This is a genomic window from Burkholderia sp. Ac-20344, from assembly GCF_017104975.1.
In the GTDB taxonomy this organism is placed as follows: Bacteria; Pseudomonadota; Gammaproteobacteria; order Burkholderiales; family Burkholderiaceae; genus Burkholderia.
The window spans coordinates 54,841-79,404 of record NZ_JAAGPP010000003.1 but is presented as its reverse complement, the minus strand read 5'-3'; the positions used below and the strand labels follow the sequence as shown (position 1 = coordinate 79,404).

Sequence of the window (24,564 nt, the reverse complement as noted above, 5' to 3'; positions counted from 1 at the left end):
TCGATCGACAGGTTCACCGCGATTTAATAAACACCCACTACGATCCCGCATCGTCGATCGACCGATGCGCGGCGATTCGATTGAAGCGTCGACGGTGCCATCCATCGCCCAATCGCGCGACGCGTCCGGTCGTCATTTCCCGTGAACCCGCGATTTGCAACGCCGTGGCCGGCTGCCGGTGTTGCTCGCATCATTTCGTATTTCTCATGAATCTGAACTCGTCGGCTTCCTTACGCAGAAAATTCCTGGCTGCCGCGCCCGCGGTTGCCGTGGCGCCGCTGCTGAGCGCATGCGGTGGCGACGACGTCACGACGGCACCCGTCACCGATGCGGCGCTGGCCGCGCAGATGTCCGCGAAGCTCAATGCGCAGCTCGGCGACGCGGCGACGGTCAACGCGATCGTGCCGGCGCTGACCGATGTCGGCTTCACGTGGGACCTGCCGACGGTGCCGGCCGCGCAGATCGGCGCGATCGTCGCGTACAGCTTCGGCAATCGCCCGAACGCGGCAAGCGGCAACACGTCGAGCACCGGCGGCAACCAGTCCGCGCTGCCCGACCCGGGGCCCGTCAACGAAGCGCTCGCGGATGCCGTGTACCGCATTCGCCAGTTGAAACCGGTCAAGGTCTACGCGCAGTGGGAGATCGCGCGCTTTCTCGTGTCGAAGTACGGAATGGGCGCCGACGTGCTGTCGTCGGTCGAGCCGGTGATCGCAAGCGACGGCTCGATCGTGTACCTGAGCACGGCCGGCGTCGCGGCCGTGGCCGTGTCGCGCGCGGGCGGCGCGGCCGCGATGGGCGCCGTCGCAGTGGTCGGCCATCGCGACCATGCGAAGCGCTGCATCCAGACTTCTCAGCAGGCGGGCATGAAGGCCGCCGCGGTCGCCGAGGTGCCGCTCCCGACGATGTACGACACGCAGTCGGGCCAGCCGTGGACGCGCAACCGCGGCCTCTATCTCGTGCACGACATGTATGCGCAGATGCTTGGCCGCGCGGTGACCGCGACGATGCAGGCGTTCCCGAAGGGCTGATGCCTTCCGCTACCACTCGACTTCCATGACCATGACGACCCGCCGCCATTTCCTCGCTTCCACTTCGTTGCTCGCCGCCTCGTGTGCGTCCGTTGCGCCGGCTTTCGCGAGCGATGCCCCCGTTTCCGATGCGGAATTGCAGCGCCAGATGCTCGGCAAGCTGACGAACGAACTGAACGACCGCGCGACCGCCACCGACGAAACCGGCTACCTGTTCGACACGTTTTTCTCGTGGACGCCGCCGACTGTCGCCGCCACAGCCATCAACACGATTGCCGCGTTCGGCTTTGGCAGTCGCGCAGGGGCGTCGGGTGCTGCGCCCGTGCCTGGCCCCGTGAACGAGGCGATTGCCGACGCCGTGTTCCAGCTTCGGCAGAAGATCGCGGCCCCGATCTTCGCGCAGCAGGAAGTCGCGAGCGTGCTCGCGTCGAAATACGGACTGACGGCCGGCGTGACGTCGATCGCGACTCCGGCCCTGGCTGCCGGCAGCCCGATACCGACGCCCGACGGCGTGGTTGCCGCGATCGTCAAGCAGGCCGGCTCGGCCGCGGCGCCAGGGAAGGTCGGCGTCGTCACGCACTCGGATCAGGCGTCGATCGCCGTGCGCGTGTCGACAGCGGCAGGGATGCAGGCCGCCGTGCCGGCCGGCCTCACGCTGCCGTCGCTCTACGACACGTCGGCGCTGATGCCGGCCCTGCGGCGGCGCGATCTCTACCTGCTGAGCAACGCGGGCGTGCAACTCGGCATGCTGCGGCTCGACCTGATCAATCGCGAGTACCCGAACGGCTGAAGCCGCAGGGCGTTGGCGCGCGCGATCCGGGTGGCGCGATCCGCGATCCGCAATCGCGCTGCGCCGGATCCCGCGTTCCCCGTTTGGCTGGTAATGCCGATACAGGTATTGGCACTACCAGCCAAACCACTGTTTTTAATGGGTTTTTTCGCATCCGGCCTGCGCCGTGACGCGTTCTGCGTGGCATAATCGACCGCATCCGCAAGGCTTGTAGTCACAACGACCCCGCATACCCATGGCACAGACTCTCTACGACAAACTGTGGAACACCCACGTGGTCCACGCCGAGGAAGACGGCACGACTCTGCTCTACATCGACCGTCAGCTGCTGCATGAAGTCACGAGCCCGCAGGCGTTCGAAGGGCTGAAGATGGCGCAGCGTCCGGTGTGGCGCATCAGCGCGAACCTGGCCGTGTCGGACCACAACGTGCCGACCACCGATCGCAGCCACGGCATCGCCGATCCCGTCTCGAAGCTGCAGGTCGACACGCTCGACGCGAACTGCGATACGTTCGGCATCACGCAGTTCAAGATGAACGACGTGCGCCAGGGCATCGTCCACATCATCGGGCCGGAGCAGGGCGCGACGCTGCCGGGCATGACGATCGTGTGCGGCGATTCGCATACGTCGACGCACGGCGCGTTCGGCGCGCTCGCGCACGGCATCGGCACGTCGGAAGTCGAGCACGTGCTCGCCACGCAAACCCTGCTGCAGAAGAAGAGCAAGAACATGCTCGTGAAGGTCGAGGGCACGTTGCCGCGCGGCTGTACCGCGAAGGACATCGTGCTCGCGATCATCGGCAAGATCGGCACGGCCGGCGGCACGGGCTACGCGATCGAATTCGGCGGCTCGACGATCCGCGCGCTGACGATGGAAGGCCGCATGACCGTCTGCAACATGGCGATCGAAGCCGGCGCGCGCGCGGGCATGGTCGCGGTGGACGACACGACGATCGATTACCTGTTGGGCCGTCCGTTCGTGCCGACCGGCGCGGAATGGGACCAGGCCGTCGAATACTGGCGCCAGTTCAAGTCGGACGAAGGCGCGCAGTTCGATCGCGTGGTCGAGCTGAACGCAGCCGAGATCGTCCCGCAGGTCACGTGGGGCACGTCGCCGGAAATGGTCACGTCGATCGACGGTCGCGTGCCCGATCCCGAGCGCGAGAAGGATCCGGTCAAGCGCGACGCGATGGAGCGTGCGCTGGCCTACATGGCGCTCGAGCCGAACACGCCGATCGAATCGATCAAGGTCGACAAGATCTTCATCGGCTCGTGCACGAACGCGCGCATCGAAGACATCCGCGCAGCCGCGTATGTCGTGAAGAAGCTGAACCGTCGCGTCGCGTCGAACGTGCGGCTCGCGATGGTCGTGCCGGGCTCGGGCCTCGTGAAGGCGCAGGCCGAGCGCGAAGGGCTCGACAAGGTGTTCACGGACGCCGGCTTCGAATGGCGCGAGCCGGGCTGCTCGATGTGCCTCGCGATGAACGCCGACCGGCTCGATCCGGGCGAGCGCTGCGCGTCGACGTCGAACCGCAACTTCGAAGGCCGGCAGGGCGCGGGCGGTCGCACGCACCTCGTGAGCCCCGCGATGGCGGCGGCCGCGGCGATCGAAGGCCATTTCGTCGACATTCGCAAGCTGGGGTAACGCGTGACGGCATCGAAGATCATTGCGCGGCTGGTTGCCGCGCTGGCGCTGGCGGGGCTGGGCTTCGGCCTCGCGGGCTGCAATACCGTCCAGGGCTTCGGGCAGGATGTCAACGCCGCCGGCAGCGCGCTGAAGCGCGCCGCGGAGTGACGCCTCACCGAGAATTTGTCGATGTGCGCCGGCTGGATGCCGGCCCTTCAACCGGATAGACGGATCATGGAAAAATTCACAGTGCATACCGGCGTCGTGGCGCCGCTCGATCGCGAGAACGTCGACACCGACGCGATCATCCCGAAGCAGTTCCTGAAGTCGATCAAGCGCACGGGCTTCGGTCCGAACGCGTTCGACGAATGGCGTTACCTCGATCACGGCGAGCCGGGCCAGGACAACTCGAAGCGTCCGCTGAATCCCGACTTCGTGCTGAACCAGCCGCGCTACCAAGGCGCATCCGTGCTGCTCGCGCGCAAGAACTTCGGCTGCGGCAGCTCGCGCGAGCACGCGCCGTGGGCGCTGCAGCAGTACGGCTTCCGCGCGATCATCGCGCCGAGCTTCGCCGATATTTTCTTCAACAACTGCTACAAGAACGGGTTGCTGCCGATCGTGCTGACCGAGCAGCAGGTCGATCACCTGTTCAACGAGACGGTCGCATTCAACGGCTTCGAGGTGACGGTCGACCTCGACGCACAGGTCGTGCGCACGGGCGACGGCCGCGAGTATCCGTTCGAGATCACCGCGTTCCGCAAGTACTGCCTGCTGAACGGCTTCGACGACATCGGCCTCACGCTGCGCCACGCGGACAAGATCCGCCAGTTCGAAGCCGAGCGCCTCGTGAAGCAGCCGTGGCTCAACACCAAGCTGGTCGGCTGAGATCGCCTTTCGGGCGGGCGCGCCGGCGGCGCGCTCGCCGGCCTGCCTCCATAAAAACCTACCCAGTCAGGAATTTCGCATGAAGATTGCAGTGCTGCCCGGCGACGGCATCGGTCCGGAAATCGTCAATGAAGCCGTGAAGGTGCTGAATGCACTCGACGAGAAGTTCGAACTCGAACAGGCGCCGGTCGGCGGCGCGGGCTACGAGGCGAGCGGCCATCCGCTGCCGGACGCGACGCTGAAGCTCGCGAAGGAAGCCGACGCGATCCTGTTCGGCGCCGTGGGCGACTGGAAGTACGACTCGCTCGAGCGCGCGCTGCGCCCGGAGCAGGCGATCCTCGGGCTGCGCAAGCACCTCGAGCTGTTCGCGAACTTCCGCCCGGCGATCTGCTATCCGCAACTCGTCGACGCATCGCCGCTGAAGCCCGAGCTGGTTGCGGGCCTCGATATCCTGATCGTGCGCGAACTGAACGGCGACATCTACTTCGGCCAGCCGCGCGGCGTGCGCGCCGCACCGGACGGCCTGTTCGCCGGCGAGCGCGAAGGCTTCGACACGATGCGCTATTCGGAACCGGAAGTGCGCCGCATCGCGCACGTCGCGTTCCAGGCAGCCCGCAAGCGCGCGAAGAAGCTGCTGTCGGTCGACAAGGCGAACGTGCTCGAAACGTCGCAATTCTGGCGCGACATCATGATCGACGTGTCGAAGGAATACGCGGACGTCGAGCTGTCGCACATGTACGTCGACAACGCGGCAATGCAGCTCGCGAAGGCGCCGAAGCAGTTCGACGTGATCGTCACCGGCAACATGTTCGGCGACATCCTGTCGGATGAGGCGTCGATGCTGACGGGCTCGATCGGCATGCTGCCGTCGGCGTCGCTCGACAAGAACAACAAGGGCCTGTACGAACCGTCGCACGGCTCGGCGCCGGACATCGCGGGCAAGGGCATCGCGAACCCGCTCGCGACGATCCTGTCGGCCGCGATGATGCTGCGCTACTCGCTGAATCGCGCGGAGCAGGCCGATCGCATCGAGCGCGCGGTGAAAACGGTGCTCGAACAGGGCTACCGCACGGGCGACATCGCGACGCCGGGCTGCCGGCAGGTCGGCACGACGGCGATGGGCGACGCGGTGGTCGCGGCGCTGTAACGCAATCATGTAGAAAGGGCGCGAACGGGCCGCGAAATCGGCCGGTTCGCGTGCGGTTGGCCGTTGTGCGGGCCACCGGCTTTGTGTAGACTCGAACGATGGCGCATTTTTCCCTGATCTCCCCGGTCTTGAAACTCCACGGCAACATTGCCCGTGCGGGTGCGCGCGCCATCGTCATCACGAAAACCATTACCACGAAAACGATCATTAAACGCTGATCGTCCGTCGTGCCCGCCTATTTCCCCGCGCGGTCACACCGGGGACGGAAATGGCGGGGAAGCTCCATCAAAGGGTTAGTCATGAACGTAGGTCTCGTAGGTTGGCGCGGCATGGTCGGCAGCGTCCTGATGCAGCGCATGCAGGAAGAGGGCGATTTCGACCTGATCGAACCGGTGTTTTTCAGCACCAGCAACACGGGCGGCAAAGCGCCGTCGTTCGCGAAAAACGAGACTACGCTCAAGGACGCGACCAACGTCGACGAGCTGAAGAAGTGCGACGTGATCATCACGTGCCAGGGCGGCGACTACACGAACGACGTGTTCCCGAAGCTGCGCGCGGCCGGCTGGAACGGCTACTGGATCGATGCGGCATCGTCGCTGCGGATGAAGGACGACGCGGTCATCATCCTCGATCCGGTCAACCTCGACGTGATCAAGGATGCGCTCGTCAAGGGCCAGAAGAACTTCATCGGCGGCAACTGCACGGTCAGCCTGATGCTGATGGCGCTCGGCGGCCTGTTCCGCGAGAACCTCGTCGACTGGATGACGGCGATGACCTACCAGGCCGCATCGGGCGCGGGCGCGCAGAACATGCGCGAACTGCTGTCGCAGATGGGCACGCTGAACGGTGCGGTGAAGGAACAGCTCGCCGATCCGGCATCCGCGATCCTCGACATCGACCGCCGGGTGCTCGCCGCGATGAACAGCGAGGCGATGCCGACGAGCAACTTCGGCGTGCCGCTCGCCGGCTCGCTGATCCCGTGGATCGACAAGGATCTCGGCAACGGGATGTCGAAGGAAGAGTGGAAGGGCGGCGCGGAAACCAACAAGATCCTCGGCAAGCCGGCCATGGGCGAGCCGGGTTCGATCCCGGTCGACGGCCTGTGCGTGCGGATCGGCGCAATGCGCTGCCATTCGCAGGCGCTGACGATCAAGCTGAACAAGGACGTGCCGCTCGACGAAATCAACGGCATCCTCGCATCGGCGAACGACTGGGTGAAGGTCGTGCCGAACGAGCGTGAAGCGTCGATGCGCGACCTGTCGCCGGCGAACGTCACGGGCACGCTGACGGTGCCGGTCGGCCGCCTGCGCAAGCTCGCGATGGGTGGCGAATACCTGTCGGCGTTCACGGTCGGCGACCAGCTGCTGTGGGGTGCGGCCGAGCCGCTGCGCCGCATGCTGCGCATCCTGCTCGACAAGTAAGCTGCATGTCCGGCCCGCGATCCGCGGGCCGCGTTGCACAAGATGGCGCGCCGCGTCGGCCTTGAACATATCAAGGCTGGCGCGGCGCGTTTTTCATGCGCGGGTCAGCGCATGTTCAGGAGCGTCTGGTCGACGGTCTGCTGGGTCTTGATCGTCTGCGCATTGGCCTGGTAATCACGCTGCGCCTTGATCAGGTTCACGAGCTCGGTCGTCAGGTCGACGTTCGAGTTTTCCAGTGCGCTCCCCTGCAGCGTGCCGTGGTTCGTGCTCCCCGGCGCGGAGATTTGCGGCACGCCCGACGCGGCGGTTTCCACGTACTGATTGCCGCCGATGTTCTCGAGCCCGTTCGGGTTGTTGAAGTTCGCGAGCGCGATCAGGCCGAGCACCGCGCTCTGGCCGTTCGAGTAATTGCCGGTGAGCTTGCCGTCGGTGCCGATCGAGAACGTCGTCAGCGTGCCGCTCGCAAAGCCGTCCTGTGCGAGATTGTTCACGCCGCTTTTCCCGCCGAACTGTGTCGTGCCGCTCAGGTCGAGCGTCAGGTTCTGCGGATTGGCGCCGCCCGACGCGTTGGGGATCGAGAAGGCGAACTGGCCGAGGCTCGGCGTCGGCTGGCCGGTGGCCGCCGACGTCGTCGAGCTGATCCGGCCCGATGCGTCGAACGTGACGGTGCCGAGATTCGTCGGCGTCTGGCCTTGCACGCCCGCGTAGGCCTGCCAGGTGCCGGCCGCGTTCTTCGTGAAATACATCGAGACCTGTTGCGCACCGCCGAGCGTGTCGTACACCTGGATCGACGAGTTGTAGTTGTACGTGGTGTTGTCGCCCGCGTTGAACGGCGTCTTGGCCGGCACCTTGTCCTGCGAGTTCAGGTTGAACTGGCCGGTGATCTTCGACGTCGCCTGCGGCGCGATGTTGTTGGTCGGCGCCTGCAGCGGCACGGTCGCCGCGGTGTTGATCGCGCCGCCCGGGCCTGCCGCATAGCCCATCAGGTTGCGGTTTTGCGCGTCGACGATGGCGCCGCTCTTGTCGCGATGGAATACGCCGTCACGCGAGTACGTCGTTACGCCGTTGTTCGACATCTGGAAGAAGCCGTTGCCGTTGATCGCGATGTCGAGCGACGACTTCGTCGTGTTGATCGTCCCCTGGCCGAATTGTTGCTGCACCGACGTGAGCCGCGTGCCGATGCCGATCTGCGTGTTGGTCGACGTCGCGACCGAATTCGCATACATGTCGGCGAAGTTCGCGCGACCCTGCTTGAAGCCAACCGTGTTTGCGTTCGCGATGTTGTTGCCGATCACGTCGAGATGGTTCGCCGCGCCGGCCAACCCGCTCAAACCCTGTTGATAGCCCATGTTCGATCCCCGTAACGAGCTGGTGAGTAAATGCAGTCGTGCGACTGCGCGATGCCTCCCTGGCACCTCACGACGTCAGCCCGGCCGACCGCGAACCCGCCTTTCCGGCCGGTGCGCGCGCGAGGGTCGAATTGCGCCGATTCTTGTTTGAAGACGATCGTAGCGACGGCAATTATTTGATCTGTGTAATTTTGTGTAATGTAATTGAATTGCTGACGAAATGATTGATTTCGTATGAGCAATGGAACGGAATTGAGGCTGGGGAGCCTTGTGGGGCGGGGGTCTGGTCGAGAAAATGTTCAATTCGGCGATAAGAGAGGGGAATTGGCCTCTTATCGATCAATTGAAATTGATTTGAGTGGAATTGAAGGCGGGCGGGATTTGTTTTGATTGTCGGTTGTTAATCCATTAACGGCAGGTGGCGTGAATTATTGAGCAAATGTGTACGATTTCCGGTCGTGGCGCGGCATCGAGCCCGCGGTTGTGCAAGCCGTCCGGTGAGTGAGCAAAGGCCGCGACCTTTGTTCCGGATGCGATGCGGTCGGGCGGTTTTTCAACCGCGGCAGATGTGCTTCCGCTTGATCGGGGGGGGCTGGTCTCAGCGTGCACACCCGGGCATCGGCGCGGCCCGGTCGCCGGGCGCACCGGCGCGCGAACGCGAGCGGTTGCACCCATCGGCGACGAATTCGGCCCGAACCCGATCACGTGAAGTAAACTAGACGTTTACGACGCACAGACCCGCCGAAAGCGTCGCGTTCCACGCGACGCTTTTGCATTTCTGCGGCAACTTTATTGACGCTTTCAACCGCGAATCCGAGCCGCGCCCGTGCGCGGCGATAGAGCCAACGATGTCCCGAATTTCCTTGTTTCCGCGTCCGTCCCGTCTGTCGCGCGCCGTGCGTGGCGCGCTGGCGATCCTGGCGCTCGGCGCAACCGCATCGGCCTGGGCGGCCGGCACCGGCGACCTGCCGGCGTCCGCTGCCGACGGCGCAGTGCCGCTTACCGTGACGGTCCAGCCGGGCCAGTCGCTGAACGACATCGCGAAAGCGGCCACGCAGTCGCGCGATCCCGGTGTGCTCGCACGCGCCGGCCGCGCACTGTTCGACGCCAATCCGCAGGCGTTCATGAAGCGCGACGCGAGCCGCCTGAAAGTCGGCGCGACGCTGACCGTGCCGGCGCTGGACGCGACAGGCGCGGCAGTCGTGCCGGCCGGTGCATCCGCTGCGTCCGGTGCAGCGGCAGCTTCCGCGCCCGCCGCGGCACCGGGCGGCACGGCAGTTGCGCAGCATGGCGCGTCCGCGCCGCATCCGGTGTCCGCCGTGCCATCCGCGCCGGTGGCGCCGGCCGTGCATGCGGCGCCGGTGAGCGGTGCGAGCGTGGCAACGGCCGCCGGCGCGTCGGCATCGATCGGCGCTTCGGCAGTGCAGGGCGCATCGGCTGCCGAAGGCATGCAGCCGGCGACACCCGTTGCAGGGGCAAGCGGTCCGCATGTGTGGAGCGGCACGATCCAGTCGATGCCGTCGTCCGCGAGCGGTGCGGCGATCCCGCCTGCGACGGGGAGCCAGGTTTTCGGCGCGAGCGAACCGGCCGGCGCGGCGCCGGTGACGGGTGCGTCGCAGCCGCGGCCATCGAGCCTGCAGCAATTGCTGACGCTGAAGAACCGCGTGCTGATGGAGTTGCAGAAGCACGGCATCGGCAAGCCGGCCACGACGAACGAGGTTACGCCGGCTCCGGCTCCGGCACCCGTCGCGCCGCGTCCGGCCGCGAACGATGAGGGCGCGTCCGCTGCCGCGCCGACGGCAGGCGAAGCCGCGTCCGGCGTCGCCGCCAGCGCGGTGCAGCCGGCATCGGTATCGGCGCCCGCGCAACCGGCCGCGCCGGTCGCGGCACCTGCACGCAGCACCGAGCAGATGGACTGGCGTCCGGCTGCGGTGGCCGGTGCGGCCGTGATCGTCCTTGCTGCAGGTTTCGTGTGGCGCAAGCGCCGGAAAGGCCGGCGCACGGAAGATACGGGTACGGCTGCGGCGGCCGGAGCGGGCAGCGCCGCGGCGGCAGAAGCCGAAAACGCGCCGTCTGTCGAACCTGAATTGCCGATCCGGCCTGAGATGCCGGTCGCCCGTGATGCTGCTTCCGACTTGAACCTTGCCGCGGCGACCGCCGCAGCGGTGGAGCCGGTCGAGACGCCGGATACGGATGTGTCGCCGGCGTCGGATGTGGCGAAGCCGCATGTCGAGCAGCCTGAATTGCCGACCGCGCACGCCGCAGTGCCGCCCGCGAGCGAGACGTCTCCGGTTTCGCACGATGCCGAGCCGATCGAAAAGGTCGCGGCCGAAACGCAGGCCGAAAAGCCGGTCGAAGCGTCGTCAGAGACGCCGATCGAGACGTCGGTGGAGACGCGGGTAGCGATGCCGGGGGAGACCCCGGCTGCACCCGCGGCAACCGAAGCGCAGCATGCGGCGCTGATGCAGAACGCGATCAGTGCGCTCAGCAGCCTCGACATGCCGCTGCCGCCGCGCACGGCGGACGAGCCGGTCGCGCAAGCAGGGCAGTCTGACACCGATAAAATCGCAACTAACGGTCAAGCCGCCCGGCACCTGCCAATTGGTTCGATTGATCCGGCCCCGGAACATCCGGCCGACCAGGACGACGAGTTCGATTGGGATCCGGACGCGGCGACGCCTGCCGGCCACGCAGGCAGCCCGTTCACGCCGTCGTCGTTGCCGCCGCTCGGCGGCGCGCAGTTCGGCGCGTTGAAGCTCGATTTCGATCTCGACCTGCCGTCCGCGCCGGGCGCCGCGTTGCCGGCGCTGACGCCGGACGAACTCGCCCGCATCGCGCGCAACAAGCTCGACCTCGCGGCCGAATACGTCGAATTGGGCGACCTGTCCGGCGCGCGGACGCTGCTGCAGGAAGTGGTCGACGCGAACGACGCCGCGACGCGCGACGATGCGCGTGCGCTGCTCGCGAAACTGGCGGACGAGGCGTGATGCGGATCGCGCTCGGCATTCAGTACGACGGCGCGGCGTTCTGCGGCTGGCAGGCGCAGCCGCACGGCAAGACCGTGCAGGATCGGCTCGAGCACGCGCTGGCCGAGTTCGCACGCGTGCCGTTGCATACGACGGTGGCCGGGCGGACCGACACGGGCGTGCATGGGCTCGGGCAGGTCGTGCACTTCGATACCGGCCTCGATCGCGAGGTTTTCTCGTGGGTGCGCGGCACCAATGCATTCCTGCCGCCGACCGTGGCGGTGCAATGGGCGAAGCCGATGCCGGAGACGTTCCACGCGCGTTTCTCGGCGTTCGAGCGCACCTATTACTACACGCTGTACGTGCATCCGGTGCGCTCGCCGATGCTGGCGGGGCGCGCGGGCTGGATCCATACGCCGCTCGACGACGACGCGATGCGTGCCGCCGCCGCGCACCTGATCGGCGAGCATGATTTCTCTTCGTTCCGGTCGTCGGAATGCCAGTCGAAGACGCCGGTCAAACACCTGTACCAGATCGACGTGCGGCGCGTGGGCCATTTCATTCATTTCCGCTTCCGCGCCAACGCGTTCCTGCACCACATGGTGCGCAACCTGATGGGCTGCCTCGTCGCGGTCGGTCGCGGCCGCTATCCGGCCGACTGGCTCGCCGACGTGCTGGCCGGGCGCGATCGCAATCTCGCGGCGCCCACGTTCATGGCCGACGGGCTGTACCTCGCCCACGTCGGCTACCCGGCGGAATTCGCCGTCCCGCCCGCGCAGCTCGGCAGCGTGCCGTGGAGCAGCGTCTGGGCCGATCTGGACCCTCAATCATGACGGATCACGCCGTGTCTCCTTCGATTCCCGCCGCGGCCGGCCTGCCGCCGCGCACGCGCATCAAGCTGTGCGGGCTGTCGCGCCCCGAGGACGTGCTGCACGCGGCCGCGCTCGGCGCCGACGCGATCGGCCTCGTGTTCTACCCGAAGAGCCCGCGCGCGGTGACGATCGCGCAGGCGGCCGAGCTCGCGCGCCTCGCGCCGCCGTTCGTGTCGGTGGTCGGGCTGTTCGTGAATGCGACCGAAGCCGAGATCGAGGCCGTCGTGCGCGACGTGCCGCTCACGCTGCTGCAGTTCCATGGCGACGAGACCCCCGAACAATGCGACGCACTTGGCCGCGCGGCACGCCTGCCGTGGCTGCGTGCGGTGCGCGTCGGCCCCTCGACGCAGTCGGCCGATTTGGTAGAATCGGGGCTTCATTATTCGAAAGCGCGCGGCCTCCTGTTCGACACCCTGGTGCCGGATTACGGCGGTAGCGGCAAGGTCTTCGATTGGTCTCTTATTCCCGCAGAGCTCGCGCATCGGGCCGTTTTGAGTGGTGGCTTGAGCGCGCAAAACGTCGGTGATGCGATTCGCCAGTTGCGCCCGTTTGCTGTCGATGTCTCGAGTGGCATCGAAGTGGAGGGCGCGAAGGGCGTGAAGGATCACGCCCGGATGGCGGCGTTCGTACGCGCGGTGCGCGAAGCGGACGCCGGGTGATGCAAGCCGGTGCGGCCCCGAAAGCGGGGCACACCGACCGATCGAGAGAGACACCATGTACAACCTTCCTGATGATCGCGGCCACTTCGGCCCGTATGGCGGCGTGTTCGTCGCCGAGACGCTGATTCACGCGCTGGGCGAGCTGCGCGCGGCGTACGCAAAATTCCAGAACGATCCCGATTTCGTCGCCGAATTCGAGCGCGAACTGAAGTATTTCGTCGGCCGCCCGTCGCCGATCTACCACGCGCAGCGCTGGAGCGAGACGCTCGGCGGCGCGCAGATCTACCTGAAGCGCGAAGACCTGAACCACACGGGCGCGCACAAGATCAACAACGTGATCGGCCAGGCGCTGCTCGCGAAGCGCATGGGCAAGAAGCGCGTGATCGCCGAGACGGGCGCCGGCCAGCACGGCGTCGCGACCGCGACGATCTGCGCGCGCTTCGGGATGGAGTGCGTCGTCTACATGGGTTCGGAAGACGTGCGCCGTCAGGCCGCGAACGTCTACCGGATGAAGCTGCTCGGCGCGACGGTCGTGCCGGTCGAATCGGGTTCGCGCACGTTGAAGGACGCGCTGAACGAAGCGATGCGCGACTGGGTCACGAACATCGAGAGCACGTTCTACATCATCGGCACGGTTGCGGGCCCGCACCCGTATCCGATGATGGTGCGCGACTTCCAGCGCGTGATCGGCGACGAGTGCAAGGTGCAGATGCCGGAAATGACCGGCCGGCAGCCCGATGCGGTGATCGCCTGCGTCGGCGGCGGCTCGAACGCGATGGGCATCTTCTATCCGTACATCGACGACACGTCGGTGCAGCTGATCGGCGTCGAAGCAGCCGGCGACGGCCTCGACACGGGCCATCACGCGGCGTCGCTGATCGCCGGCAGCCCGGGCGTGCTGCACGGCAACCGGACTTACCTGCTGCAGGACGACAACGGCCAGATCATCGAGACGCATTCGGTGTCGGCGGGCCTCGACTACCCGGGCGTCGGCCCCGAGCACGCGTGGCTGAAGGACAGCGGCCGTGCACAGTACGTCGGCATCACCGACGACGAAGCGCTGAAGGCGTTCCACGACTGTTGCCGGATCGAGGGGATCATTCCCGCGCTCGAGTCGAGCCACGCGATCGCGTATGGCGTGAAGCTCGCACCGACGTTGCCGAAGGACAAGATCCTGCTCGTCAACCTGTCGGGCCGCGGCGACAAGGACATGCACACGGTCGCCGAGCGATCGGGCATCGAGCTCTGACCCCGACCGATGCGTGACCTGATCGAAGAACCGGGCGGCGGTGCCGCGAGCGAGGCGGAGGCGGCTCAGGCCGCCGCTGCCGTGCCGCGCGCGCTGCCGTCCGGGATCGAACTGCATAACCGCGATTTCCTGACCCATGCCGCGCACCTGCCGGATGCGTCGATCGACCTGATCGTCGCCGATCCCCCGTACGGGCTTGGCAAGGACTATGGCAACGACTCGGACAAGCGTTCGGGCGACGACTTTCTCGCGTGGACGCGCGAGTGGCTCGAGCTCGCGATTCCGAAGCTGAAGCCGAGCGGGTCGATGTACATCTTCTGCACGTGGCAGTACGCGCCGGAAATCTTCAGTTTCCTGAAGACGCAGCTCACGATGGTCAACGAGATCATCTGGGACCGGCGCGTGCCGAGCATGGGCGGCACGACGCGCCGTTTCACGTCGGTGCACGACAACATCGGCTTTTTCGCGGTTTCCAGGGCGTATTACTTCGATCTCGATCCGGTCCGCATCCCGTACGACGCCGACACGAAGAAGGCCCGCTCGCGCAAGCTGTTCGAAGGCAGCAAGTGGCTGGAGATGGGCTACAACCCGAAGGACGTCTGGTCGGTCTCGCGCCTGCACCGGCAGCACGCGGAGCGCGTCGACCATCCGACCCAGAAGCCGCTGGAAATCATCGAGCGGATGGTGCTCGCAAGCTGCCCGCCGGGCGGCCGCGTGCTCGATCCGTTCATGGGCAGCGGCACGACCGCGGTGGCCTGCGCACGGCAGGGGCGCGACTTCGTCGGCTACGAGATCAACGAAAGCTATTGTGCGATCGCGCACGAGCGCGTGAACGCGCTCGCTGCGCCGGCGTGCGCGTGAATCGCGCCGCCGCATCGCCGAACGCATTTAGGAAAATTGCCATGTCCCGTATTCAGCAGACCTTCGCCGCGCTCGCCGAACAAGGCCGTAAGGGCCTGATCCCGTTCATCACGGCCGGCGATCCCGACCCCGCCAAGACCGTCGAATTCATGCACGCGCTCGCCGAAGGCGGCGCGGACGTGATCGAACTCGGCGTGCCGTTCTCGGACCCGATGGCCGACGGCCCCGTGATCCAGCGCTCGTCGGAACGCGCGCTCGCGCGCGGCGTCACGCTGAAGAGCGTGCTTGCCGACGTGAAGCGCTTTCGCGAAACCGACCCCAAAACCCCCGTCGTGCTGATGGGCTATGCGAACCCGATCGAGCGGATGGGCGTCGACGCGTTCGCGGCCGAAGCTCACGCGGCCGGTGTCGACGGCGTGCTCGTCGTCGACTATCCGCCGGAAGAGGCGGGCGTGTTCGCCGAGAAAATGCGCGCCGCGCAGATCGATCCGATCTTCCTGCTCGCACCCACGTCGACCGACGAACGCATCGCCGACGTCGGCAAGATCGCGAGCGGCTACGTGTATTACGTGTCGCTCAAGGGCGTGACCGGCGCAGGAAATCTGGATGTTTCGAGCATTGCGGGTAAAATCCCGGCCATCAAGTCGCGCGTGCCGGTTCCGGTGGGCGTCGGCTTCGGCATCCGCGACGCCGAAACGGCGCGCGCGGTGGCCGAGGTGTCGGACGCCGTCGTGATCGGCAGCCGCCTCGTGCAGCTGCTCGAAAGCGCTGCGCCGGAGGGTGCTGCCGCCGCGCTGAAGACTTTCATCGCCGAGCTGCGCGCCGCCCTGGACGGCGCGGGCAAGACGGCGCGATAAACACAACACAGGAAGCGGGAACGGGCGATGCGGCCCGGCCCGCCACGGAACAGGAAACCATACGATGAGCTGGCTCGACAAACTGTTGCCGCCGAAGATCAAGCAGACCGACCCGAAAAGCCGCAAGGGCATTCCGGAAGGCCTGTGGGTCAAGTGCCCGTCCTGCGAGGCCGTGCTGTACCGCAACGACGTGGACGCGAACCTGCACGTGTGCCCGAAGTGCGATCACCACATGCGTATCGGTGCGCGTGAGCGCCTCGACGGGCTGCTCGATCCGGAAGGCCGCTACGAGATCGGCCAGGAAATCGTGCCGGTCGACACGCTGAAGTTCAAGGACAGCCGCAAGTACCCCGATCGTCTGAAGGAAGCGATGGACGACACGGGCGAAACCGACGCGATGGTCGTGATGGGCGGTGCGATCCACACGCTGCCGGTGGTCGCGGCCTGCTTCGAGTTCTCGTTCATGGGCGGCTCGATGGGTTCGGTGGTCGGCGAGCGCTTCGCACGCGGCGCGCAGAACGCGCTGGAGCAGCAGGTGCCGTTCATCTGCTTCACCGCTTCGGGCGGCGCACGGATGCAGGAAAGCCTGCTGTCGCTGATGCAGATGGCGAAAACCACCGCGATGCTGACCAAGCTGGCCGAAGCGAAGCTGCCGTTCATCTCGGTGCTGACCGATCCGACGATGGGTGGCGTGTCGGCGAGCTTTGCGTTCCTCGGCGACGTCGTGATCGCCGAACCGAAGGCGCTGATCGGCTTCGCCGGCCCGCGCGTGATCGAGCAGACGGTCCGCGAGAAGTTGCCGGAAGGTTTCCAGCGCGCCGAATTCCTGCTGAAGACGGGCGCGATCGACATGATCGTCGACCGTCGCAAGCTGCGCGACGAGATCGCGCAACTGCTCGCGCTGCTGCAGCGGCAACCGGCCGACGCGCTGGCCTGACCGGCGCGAGGTTGTGAACACTGCGCGCCGCCTGGCTTCAGCGTCAGGCGGCGCGCTTCGTTTTTTGGCGTAGTGGCGATCCCGATCCAGATTTGAACCGATGAGCACTTTTCCCACTCTCGACGCGTGGCTTTCGCATCTCGAACGCGCGCACCCGGTCGGCATCGACATGGGCCTGACCCGCATCGGGCAGGTCAAGGCGGCGCTGCAGCTCGAATTCGCGTGCCCGGTCATCACCGTCGGCGGCACGAACGGCAAGGGCTCGACCTGTGCGTTCCTCGAGACGATCCTCGTGCGCGCGGGCTACAAGGTCGGCTGCCACACGTCGCCGCACCTGCTCGAATTCAACGAGCGCGCGCGCGTGAACGGGCAGAACGTCACCGATGCCGAACTGCTGCCGCACTTCGAGGCCGTCGAAGCCGCGCGCACGTCGCTGCCCGAGCCCGTGTCGCTCACGTACTTCGAATTCACGACGCTCGCGATCCTGCACCTGTTCGCGTCGCGCGGGCTCGATGCGGTGATCCTCGAAGTCGGCCTCGGCGGCCGGCTCGATGCGGTGAACATCATCGATACCGATTGCGCGATCGTCACGAGCATCGACATCGACCACACCGAATATCTCGGCGACACGCGCGAGAAGATCGCGTTCGAGAAGGCCGGGATCTTCCGTGCCGGCAAGCCGGCGATCTGCGGCGATCCGGCCGCGCCGCAAACGCTGATCGATCACGCCGAAGCGATCGGCGCCGACCTGTGGCTCGTCGGCCGCGATTTCCGCTACGAGGCGCAGGCAGGCGCGGAGCGCCAGCAGTGGAGCTACCTCGGTCGCGAGAAGCGCTATCCGGCGCTCGCGTATCCGGCGCTGCGCGGCGCGAATCAGCTGATCAATGCATCGGCCGCGCTCGCCGCGCTCGAAGCGCTGCGCCCGGTGCTGCCGGTGTCGGCGCAGGACATCCGGCTCGGCCTCGCGAACGTCGAGCTGCCGGGGCGCTTCCAGGTGCTGCCCGGCAAGCCGGCGATCGTGCTCGACGTCGCGCACAACCCGCATGCATCGGCCGTGCTCGAGCAGAACCTCGGCAACATGGGTTTCTTCCCGTACACGTACGCGGTGTTCGGCGCGATGCACGATAAGGACATCGACGGCGTGCTGCAGCACCTGAAGGGGGAGGTCGACCACTGGTGCGTGACCGACCTGCCGCTGCCGCGCGCGGCCTCCGCGGAGCAGCTCGAAGCCGCGCTGCGCAAGGCCGGCGTGGAGGAGGGGCCCGATTCGAGCGTCACGCGTTACACGTCGCCTGCCGAAGCGTTTCGCGATGCACTAAAAAGAGCATCCGAGAATGATAGAATCGTGGTTTTCGGCAGTTTCCATACGGTTGCCGGCGTGCTGGCCTACCGTAAATCGCAGCAACACTGACTGACGGGCAGTTTCGGACTCAGCCATTCATGGGAATTTTCTCGTTCGGCAAAAAAGACGACGACGCGCCTCCGCGGCGCGGCGGTCGCACCGGGACCTCCCGGAACGTGCGCACGGAGCGCACTGAACGCGTCGAGCGCCGCTCGCGCCGCACCGAGCGTCCGGAATCGGACGCACTGCTCCTCGATCCGACCCTTCCAGAAAAGCAACGCGCACGCCGTCGCCTCGTCGGCGCGATTGCGCTCGTCGCCGCCGCCGTGATCGTGCTGCCGATGGTGCTCGATTCGCACCCGAAGCCGGTGACGGACGATATCGCGATCGACATTCCGAACCGGCCCGCGCACCAGGCGGTCGCGCCGCGTGACGACGATGCATCCGATGTGCAGGCAGGCGTTGCGCACGACGAACCGCCGGCATCCGATGTCGCCGTTGCGGCTGCACCGGCGCCCGCGCCGAAGGCCGCCGACAAGCCGGCCGCGAAACCCGATACCACGACCACGACCACGGCGAGCGTGACGCCGCCGAAGCCCGCGCCGAAACCGGCCGCGCCCGTGGCGAAGCCGGCTGCGCCGAAGCCCGCGCCCGCGGCTGTCGCGAATGCCGACGCTGCGAGCCCGGACAGCGGCGACGTTTCGTCGCCGTCGTCGCCGGCCGGTGCGCGCTTCGCGGTGCAGCTCGGTTCGTTCAAGGACGACGCAACCGCCCGTTCGTGGGCCACCAAGTTGAAATCGGCGGGCGTGCCCGCATATGTCGAGCATCGCAAGCAGGCGGACGGCAGCACGGCTACACTGTTGCGTGCGGGCCCGTTCGCAGATCGCGCGGCGGCTTCCGCCGCGATCGCGAAGGTGCGCGAAGCCGGTCTGACGCAGTAACGCGCGATGCTGACGGCTTTCGACTACGCTGTATTGGCGGTGATCGCGTTGTCGGCGCTGCGCGGTGCGTGGCGCGGCTTCGTGTCCGAGATTTTCGGGCTGATCGGCTGGATCGCGGCGATCGTGATCGCGGGCCGCTACGTCGGACTGGTCGTGCCGTATATCCCGGCGAACTGGCCGGGCGGTGCGCTGACGCAGTGGGTGATCGCCTTCGCGTTGGTCGTGATCGGCGTGGTGCTGGTCGCCGGCGTTGCGAACGCGCTGCTGTCGCGGATCGCGCAGGCGAGCGGCCTGGGCGGTGTCGACCGCTCGCTGGGCATGATGTTCGGGCTCGTTCGCGGCTGCGTGCTGGTGGTGCTGCTGGTCGCGGCGGCCGGGCTGACCGAACTGCCCAAACAGGAATTCTGGCGCAATGCGCTATTGCGTCCTTTCGCCGAGCAGGGCGTGCATGAGCTGAAGCAGCTCCTGCCCGACGGCATGGCCCAGTACGTACGCGTGTGACGACGCGGCCGGGCAGGACGGAACCGATTTTGTCATTCTGAAGGACATGCCATGTGCGGCATCGTAGGTGTTATCTCCCAATCCCCGGTCAACCAGCTGATCTATGACAGCCTGCTGCTGCTGCAGCATCGCGGTCAGGACGCAGCGGGCATCGCGACGGCGGACGGCAGCAATTTCCACATGTACAAGGCGAACGGCATGGTGCGCGACGTGTTCCGCACGCGCAACATGCGCAGCCTGCCCGGTACCTACGGCATCGGCCAGGTGCGTTACCCGACGGCCGGCTCGGCGTCGAGCGAAGCCGAGGCACAACCGTTCTATGTGAACGCGCCGTTCGGGATCATCCTCGCGCACAACGGCAACCTGACGAACTGGCAACAACTGAAGGACGAGATGTTCCGGATCGACCGCCGGCACATCAACACCAATTCCGACAGCGAAGTGCTGCTCAACGTGTTCGCGCACGAGCTGCAACTGTCGACTACCGGCCTCGAGCTCGATCCGGCATCGGTGTTCAAGGCGGTTTCGGGCGTGCATCGCCGCCTGCAGGGTTCGTATGCGATCGTGTCGCTGATCGCCGGCTACGGCCTGCTCGCGTTCCGCGATCCGTTCGGCATCCGCCCGCTCTGCATCGGCAAGCTCGAGACCGAGCACGGCACCGAGTGGATGGTCGCATCGGAGTCGGTGGCCGTCGAAGGCATCGGTTTCGAGTTCGTCCGCGACGTGCAGCCGGGCGAGGCGATCTTCATCGACCCGGCCGGCAATTTCCACAGCCAGCAGTGCGCGGAGCAGCCGACGCTGAATCCGTGCATGTTCGAATACGTGTACCTCGCGCGTCCGGATTCGTGCCTCGACGGCGTGCCCGTCTACAACGTGCGCCTGCGCATGGGCGACTATCTCGCCGAGAAGATCAAGCGCGAGTTGCCGAACGTGCCGATCGACGTCGTGATGCCGATTCCCGATTCGTCGCGTCCGGCTGCGATGCAGGTCGCCGCGAAGCTCGGCGTCGAGTACCGCGAAGGCTTCTTCAAGAACCGCTACGTCGGCCGGACCTTCATCATGCCGGGGCAGGCCGTGCGCAAGAAGTCGGTGCGCCAGAAGCTCAACGCGATGAGCATCGAGTTCAAGGACAAGCACGTGCTGATCGTCGACGATTCGATCGTGCGCGGTACGACCTCGCATGAAATCGTGCAGATGGCGCGCGATGCGGGCGCGAAGTCGGTGATCTTCGCGTCGGCCGCGCCGCCCGTGAAGTTCCCGAACGTGTACGGCATCGACATGCCGACGCGCGGCGAACTCGTCGCACACGGCCGCACCGATGAAGAAGTCGCGAAGATCATCGGCGCCGACCACCTGATCTACCAGGATGTCGACGACCTGCGCCGCGCGGTGCGCGACATCAACCCGAAGCTCGAACGCTTCGAGGCGTCGTGCTTCGACGGCAACTACATCACCGGCGACGTGACGCCCGAGTATCTCGATGCGATCGAGCGCGCGCGCCTCACGCCGGCATCGCAGGCCGATCGCGATACGGCCGGCGACACCGAACGCTCGCAGATGAACCTGCAGCTGTCGGTCGAGTGACACCGTCGCACGCTTTTGACGAGGCGTGATAGGATGTGGCCTTGCGTCGATTTGATATCAGCTTGCGGACGCGGGGCGACTTCCCAAAACAGCTAAAGCGAAGGCCGGTGGCAACCGGCCCGAGTCGATCGCTGTCGTACCGCACCGAAGCCCGCTGATGCCGACGCATAGCGGGCTTTTTGTTTTGGCCTGGTTTTGACTGGGTCCGCGCGACATGCGCGGCCATCGAATACGGAAAACGGAACATGGACGACTCCCTCAACTTCGACACGCTTGCCGTGCGCGCGGGCACGCTGCGCAGCGACTTCAACGAGCACTCGGAAGCGCTGTTCCTCACGTCGAGCTTCTGCTTCCAGAGCGCGGCCGACGCGGCCGAGCGCTTCGCGAATTCGGAAGACTACTTCACCTATTCGCGCTTCACGAACCCGACCGTCACCATGTTCCAGGAGCGTCTCGCGGCGCTCGAGGGCGGCGAGGCCTGCATCGCGACGGCGTCGGGGATGGCCGCGATCATGTCGGTCGTGATGGCCGCGCTGCAGGCCGGCGACCACCTCGTCAGCTCGCGCAGCCTGTTCGGCTCGACGCTCGGGATGTTCTCGCAGATCTTCAGCAAGTTCGGGATCACGACGACCTTCGTCGACCCGACCGACCTGAACGCGTGGAAGGAAGCCGTGCGGCCGGAAACGAAGATGTTCTTCCTCGAGACGCCGTCGAACCCGCTGACCGAACTCGCCGACATCGAGGCGATCGGCAAGATCGCGAAGGCATCGAATGCGCTGTTCGTCGTCGACAACTGTTTCTGCAGCCCGGTGCTGCAGCAGCCGCTGAAGCTCGGCGCGGATGTCGTGATGCACTCGGCGACGAAATTCCTCGACGGCCAGGGCCGCGTGCTCGGCGGCGCGCTGGTCGGCTCGAAGGAATTCATCATGGGCAAGGTGTTCCCGTTCGTGCGCAGCGCGGGCCCGACGCTGTCGGCGTTCAACGCGTGGGTGCTGCTGAAGGGGATGGAGACGCTGTCGCTGCGTGTCGAGAAGCAATCGGCGAACGCGCTGGAGATCGCGCGCTGGCTCGATTCGCATCCGGCCGTCGCGCGCGTGTTCCATCCGGGCCTCGAATCGCACCCGCAGCATGAACTCGCGAAGCGTCAGCAGAAGGCAGGCGGGTCGATCCTGTCGTTCGAGCTGAAGGGCGATACGCCCGAACAGCAGCGCGCGAATGCGTGGCGCGTGATCGACAACACGACGCTGATCTCGATCACCGGCAACCTCGGCGACACGCGTACGACCATTACCCATCCCGCGACGACCACGCACGGCCGCATCACGCCGGAAGCGCGCGCGGCAGCGGGGATCAGCGAAGGGCTGATCCGGTTGTCGGTCGGCCTGGAAGACGCGGGCGACATCCGCAACGACCTCGCGCGCGGCCTCGAAGGCTGAGCGGGGCGACCGGTTTCACGGTCGACATGACAACGGGCCGCTCGACCGAGCGGCCCGTTGTCTTTTCAGGCTGGCGAGGAACGTGTGTCGCCGGACTCAGCCGGCGTGCCCGTGCGGGGTATCGCGCATCGCGTCCACCATCCATCGCAGCGTTTCGTCGAGCGGCGTGACGGGCAGGTCGCCCACCGCGCGCCGCAGCTTGTCGCGCGACCCGCTCAGGCTCTTCACCTCGTTGTGTCGCACGAAACGCGGATCGATCGTCACGTCGATCACGTAACCGGCGATGCGCGACAGCATCGCCAATACTTCCTTCAACGAATACGCGCGCTCCGAGCAGACGTTGAACGTCTCGCCGGCCGGCGCGGCTTCGACCAGCTTCAGGTACGCGGCCGTCACGTCGCGCACGTCGGAGAAATCGCGGCTCACGTCGAGATTGCCGAGCGAGATGCGCGGTGCGTTGCGCGCGTAGTGCGCGACGAGCTTCGGCAGCAGGTACGCATCGTTCTGGCCGACACCCGTGTAGTTGAACGGCCGCGCGATCACGATCGGCAGCCGGTCGGCCCACAGCTTCGCCGCGTATTCCATCGCGAGCTTGCTGACCGCGTAGTCGTTCGCCGGGGCGGGGGCGACGGTTTCGTCGAGCACGCCGGCCGTCGAATTACCGTAGATGTTCGCGCTGCTGGCGAGCAGCACGGCCGACGGGAGGCGGTCGAGTCCCGCAAGCGCAGCCAGCAGGTTGCGCGTGCCGACGATGTTGACCGCGTAAGTTTGCGACGGCTCGTCCTGCGCGACATGCGCGCGCGCGGCGAGATGCACGACCGCATCGGGCCGCGCGTCGGCCGCGGCCGCGCGCATCGCGTCCGCGTCGAGCAGGTCGACGGGCAGCAGCGTGCAGTGCGCGAAGGCCGGATCGTCGGGCCGCGCCGCGCCAGGCGCGACCGTGCCCCAGACCTCATAACCGGCCGCCTGCAGGCGCTCGGCCATGTAGCGGCCCGTGAAGCCCGTCAGGCCCGTGACGAACGCACGGCGCGACGGGCGTCCGGTTTCAGAACGTGTCATGGTGTTGATTCCGCGTCAAATCCGCTTCGACCATCATCTGGCAAAGTTGTTCGAGCGTCGTCTTCGGTTCCCAGCCGAGCCTGGATTTGGCCTTGTCGGCGCAGCCGATCAGCAGGTCGACCTCGGCAGGGCGGTAGAACTTCGGATTCACTTCCACGAGCACGTTGCCGGTCGACGCGTCGAGGCCGCGTTCCTGCTCACCCTTGCCGGACCATTCGATCTGGTAGCCGGCCGCCGCGAACGCCATCCGCACGAAATCGCGCACGGTCTCGGTGCGGTTGGTTGCGAGCACGTAGGTGTCGGGTTCGTCGGCCTGCAGCATCCGCCACATGCCTTCGACGTACTCGAGCGCGAAGCCCCAGTCGCGCTTCGCGTCGAGGTTGCCGAGCTCGAGGCGGGTCGCCTTGCCGAGCTTGATCTTCGCGATGGTGTCGGTGATCTTGCGCGTGACGAACTCGCGGCCGCGCAGCGGCGACTCGTGATTGAACAGGATGCCGCTGCTGCCGAACAGGCCGTACGACTCGCGGTAGTTCACCGTCATCCAGTGCGCGTACAGCTTCGCGACACCGTACGGGCTGCGCGGATAGAACGAGGTCGCTTCCGTCTGCGGAATCGACTGCACCTTGCCGAACATCTCGGAGGTCGAGGCCTGGTAGAAGCGTGTCTTCGGGCTCACGACGCGGATCGCCTCGAGCAGGTTCAACGGACCCAGGCCCGTCACTTCGGCGGTCGTCGTCGGCTGGTCGAACGACACGCCGACGAAGCTCTGCGCGGCGAGGTTGTACAACTCGTCCGGCTGCGTGCGTTCGAGCAGGCGCAGGCTCGAGCCCGCATCGGTCAGGTCGTGCTCGACGAGCGTGAGGTTCGGGTGCGTGTCGACGCCGAGCTCGGCGATGCGCCAGAAATTCACCGAGCTGGTGCGGCGGTAGGTGCCGGTGACCTCGTAGCCCTTGTCGAGCAGCAGCTTGGTCAGGTAGGCGCCGTCCTGCCCCGAGATCCCGGTAATGATGGCCTTCTTGCGAGTTTGGCTCATGACGTTGTCCTGATAGAAAC

The 24,564-nt window shown here is 66.4% G+C and carries 23 protein-coding genes; 20 read left to right on the top strand and 3 right to left on the bottom strand.

The window, feature by feature from the left end:
• Positions 1 to 206: 206 nt before the first annotated feature.
• From G3N64_RS01955 to asd, 8 genes are all read left to right on the top strand, one after another.
• Complete coding sequence (locus tag G3N64_RS01955; RefSeq protein ID WP_205782129.1) at positions 207 to 1,028, top strand: hypothetical protein; 822 nt, start codon at positions 207 to 209, stop codon at positions 1,026 to 1,028.
• A 31-nt stretch (positions 1,029 to 1,059) separates the two neighbouring features.
• Complete coding sequence (locus tag G3N64_RS01950; RefSeq protein ID WP_205782128.1) at positions 1,060 to 1,818, top strand: Tat pathway signal protein; 759 nt, start codon at positions 1,060 to 1,062, stop codon at positions 1,816 to 1,818.
• A gap of 235 nt (positions 1,819 to 2,053) precedes the next feature.
• The gene (leuC, locus tag G3N64_RS01945) at positions 2,054 to 3,463 is read left to right on the top strand and encodes a 3-isopropylmalate dehydratase large subunit (RefSeq protein ID WP_205782083.1); all 1,410 of its coding nucleotides are present in this window, start codon (positions 2,054 to 2,056) and stop codon (positions 3,461 to 3,463) included.
• 3 nt (positions 3,464 to 3,466) lie between these two features.
• A complete protein-coding gene (locus tag G3N64_RS01940; protein ID WP_089474479.1) occupies positions 3,467 to 3,613 on the top strand; it encodes an entericidin A/B family lipoprotein in 147 nt (48 codons plus the stop codon).
• A gap of 66 nt (positions 3,614 to 3,679) precedes the next feature.
• On the top strand, positions 3,680 to 4,330 hold the full coding sequence (leuD, locus tag G3N64_RS01935; RefSeq protein ID WP_011355726.1) for a 3-isopropylmalate dehydratase small subunit: 651 nt from the start codon (positions 3,680 to 3,682) through the stop codon (positions 4,328 to 4,330).
• 79 nt (positions 4,331 to 4,409) lie between these two features.
• Complete coding sequence (leuB, locus tag G3N64_RS01930; protein ID WP_039358295.1) at positions 4,410 to 5,477, top strand: 3-isopropylmalate dehydrogenase; 1,068 nt, start codon at positions 4,410 to 4,412, stop codon at positions 5,475 to 5,477.
• A gap of 98 nt (positions 5,478 to 5,575) precedes the next feature.
• Positions 5,576 to 5,695 (top strand): hypothetical protein, encoded by a 120-nt coding sequence (locus G3N64_RS40355; protein WP_041493347.1) that lies wholly within the window; start codon positions 5,576 to 5,578, stop codon positions 5,693 to 5,695.
• A gap of 81 nt (positions 5,696 to 5,776) precedes the next feature.
• A complete protein-coding gene (asd, locus tag G3N64_RS01925; RefSeq protein ID WP_205782082.1) occupies positions 5,777 to 6,898 on the top strand; it encodes an aspartate-semialdehyde dehydrogenase in 1,122 nt (373 codons plus the stop codon).
• A gap of 104 nt (positions 6,899 to 7,002) precedes the next feature.
• Here the strand turns inward: asd and flgE are convergent, their stop codons facing one another.
• Complete coding sequence (flgE, locus tag G3N64_RS01920; RefSeq protein WP_205782081.1) at positions 7,003 to 8,247, bottom strand: flagellar hook protein FlgE; 1,245 nt, start codon at positions 8,245 to 8,247, stop codon at positions 7,003 to 7,005.
• An 848-nt stretch (positions 8,248 to 9,095) separates the two neighbouring features.
• Between flgE and G3N64_RS01915 the strand changes: the two genes are divergently transcribed.
• From G3N64_RS01915 to G3N64_RS01860, 12 genes are all read left to right on the top strand, one after another.
• Positions 9,096 to 11,234: a FimV/HubP family polar landmark protein gene (locus G3N64_RS01915; protein WP_205782080.1), complete on the top strand. Its 2,139-nt coding sequence runs from the start codon at positions 9,096 to 9,098 to the stop codon at positions 11,232 to 11,234.
• Positions 11,234 to 12,046: a tRNA pseudouridine(38-40) synthase TruA gene (gene truA, locus G3N64_RS01910; protein WP_205782079.1), complete on the top strand. Its 813-nt coding sequence runs from the start codon at positions 11,234 to 11,236 to the stop codon at positions 12,044 to 12,046. The genes G3N64_RS01915 and truA overlap by 1 nt, the downstream gene beginning before the upstream one ends.
• Complete coding sequence (locus G3N64_RS01905) at positions 12,043 to 12,744, top strand: phosphoribosylanthranilate isomerase (protein ID WP_205782078.1); 702 nt, start codon at positions 12,043 to 12,045, stop codon at positions 12,742 to 12,744. The genes truA and G3N64_RS01905 overlap by 4 nt, the downstream gene beginning before the upstream one ends.
• Positions 12,745 to 12,799: 55 nt before the next feature.
• Entirely contained in the window at positions 12,800 to 13,993 is a 1,194-nt protein-coding gene (gene trpB, locus G3N64_RS01900; protein ID WP_205782077.1) for a tryptophan synthase subunit beta, read from the top strand.
• Between the two features lie 9 nt (positions 13,994 to 14,002).
• Positions 14,003 to 14,854, top strand: coding sequence for a site-specific DNA-methyltransferase (locus G3N64_RS01895; RefSeq protein ID WP_205782076.1), 852 nt, complete (start codon positions 14,003 to 14,005; stop codon positions 14,852 to 14,854).
• 41 nt (positions 14,855 to 14,895) lie between these two features.
• Positions 14,896 to 15,711 (top strand): tryptophan synthase subunit alpha, encoded by an 816-nt coding sequence (gene trpA / locus G3N64_RS01890; RefSeq protein ID WP_205782075.1) that lies wholly within the window; start codon positions 14,896 to 14,898, stop codon positions 15,709 to 15,711.
• A gap of 64 nt (positions 15,712 to 15,775) precedes the next feature.
• Positions 15,776 to 16,648: an acetyl-CoA carboxylase, carboxyltransferase subunit beta gene (gene accD, locus G3N64_RS01885; protein ID WP_011355716.1), complete on the top strand. Its 873-nt coding sequence runs from the start codon at positions 15,776 to 15,778 to the stop codon at positions 16,646 to 16,648.
• Positions 16,649 to 16,748: 100 nt separating this feature from the next.
• Entirely contained in the window at positions 16,749 to 18,059 is a 1,311-nt protein-coding gene (gene folC / locus G3N64_RS01880; protein ID WP_205782074.1) for a bifunctional tetrahydrofolate synthase/dihydrofolate synthase, read from the top strand.
• Between the two features lie 29 nt (positions 18,060 to 18,088).
• On the top strand, positions 18,089 to 18,931 hold the full coding sequence (locus G3N64_RS01875; RefSeq protein WP_205782073.1) for an SPOR domain-containing protein: 843 nt from the start codon (positions 18,089 to 18,091) through the stop codon (positions 18,929 to 18,931).
• A 6-nt stretch (positions 18,932 to 18,937) separates the two neighbouring features.
• Positions 18,938 to 19,432 (top strand): CvpA family protein, encoded by a 495-nt coding sequence (locus G3N64_RS01870; protein ID WP_069251156.1) that lies wholly within the window; start codon positions 18,938 to 18,940, stop codon positions 19,430 to 19,432.
• 51 nt (positions 19,433 to 19,483) lie between these two features.
• Positions 19,484 to 21,016 (top strand): amidophosphoribosyltransferase, encoded by a 1,533-nt coding sequence (purF, locus tag G3N64_RS01865; protein WP_069259541.1) that lies wholly within the window; start codon positions 19,484 to 19,486, stop codon positions 21,014 to 21,016.
• A 245-nt stretch (positions 21,017 to 21,261) separates the two neighbouring features.
• Entirely contained in the window at positions 21,262 to 22,452 is a 1,191-nt protein-coding gene (locus G3N64_RS01860; RefSeq protein WP_205782072.1) for an O-succinylhomoserine sulfhydrylase, read from the top strand.
• Between the two features lie 96 nt (positions 22,453 to 22,548).
• Here G3N64_RS01860 and G3N64_RS01855 read toward each other — a convergent pair whose 3' ends face one another.
• Together G3N64_RS01855 and gmd are read right to left on the bottom strand one after the other, a co-directional pair.
• Entirely contained in the window at positions 22,549 to 23,511 is a 963-nt protein-coding gene (locus G3N64_RS01855; protein ID WP_205782071.1) for an NAD-dependent epimerase/dehydratase family protein, read from the bottom strand.
• Entirely contained in the window at positions 23,498 to 24,544 is a 1,047-nt protein-coding gene (gene gmd / locus G3N64_RS01850; protein ID WP_205782070.1) for a GDP-mannose 4,6-dehydratase, read from the bottom strand. Before gmd ends, G3N64_RS01855 begins: the two co-directional genes overlap by 14 nt.
• Positions 24,545 to 24,564: the final 20 nt, after the last annotated feature.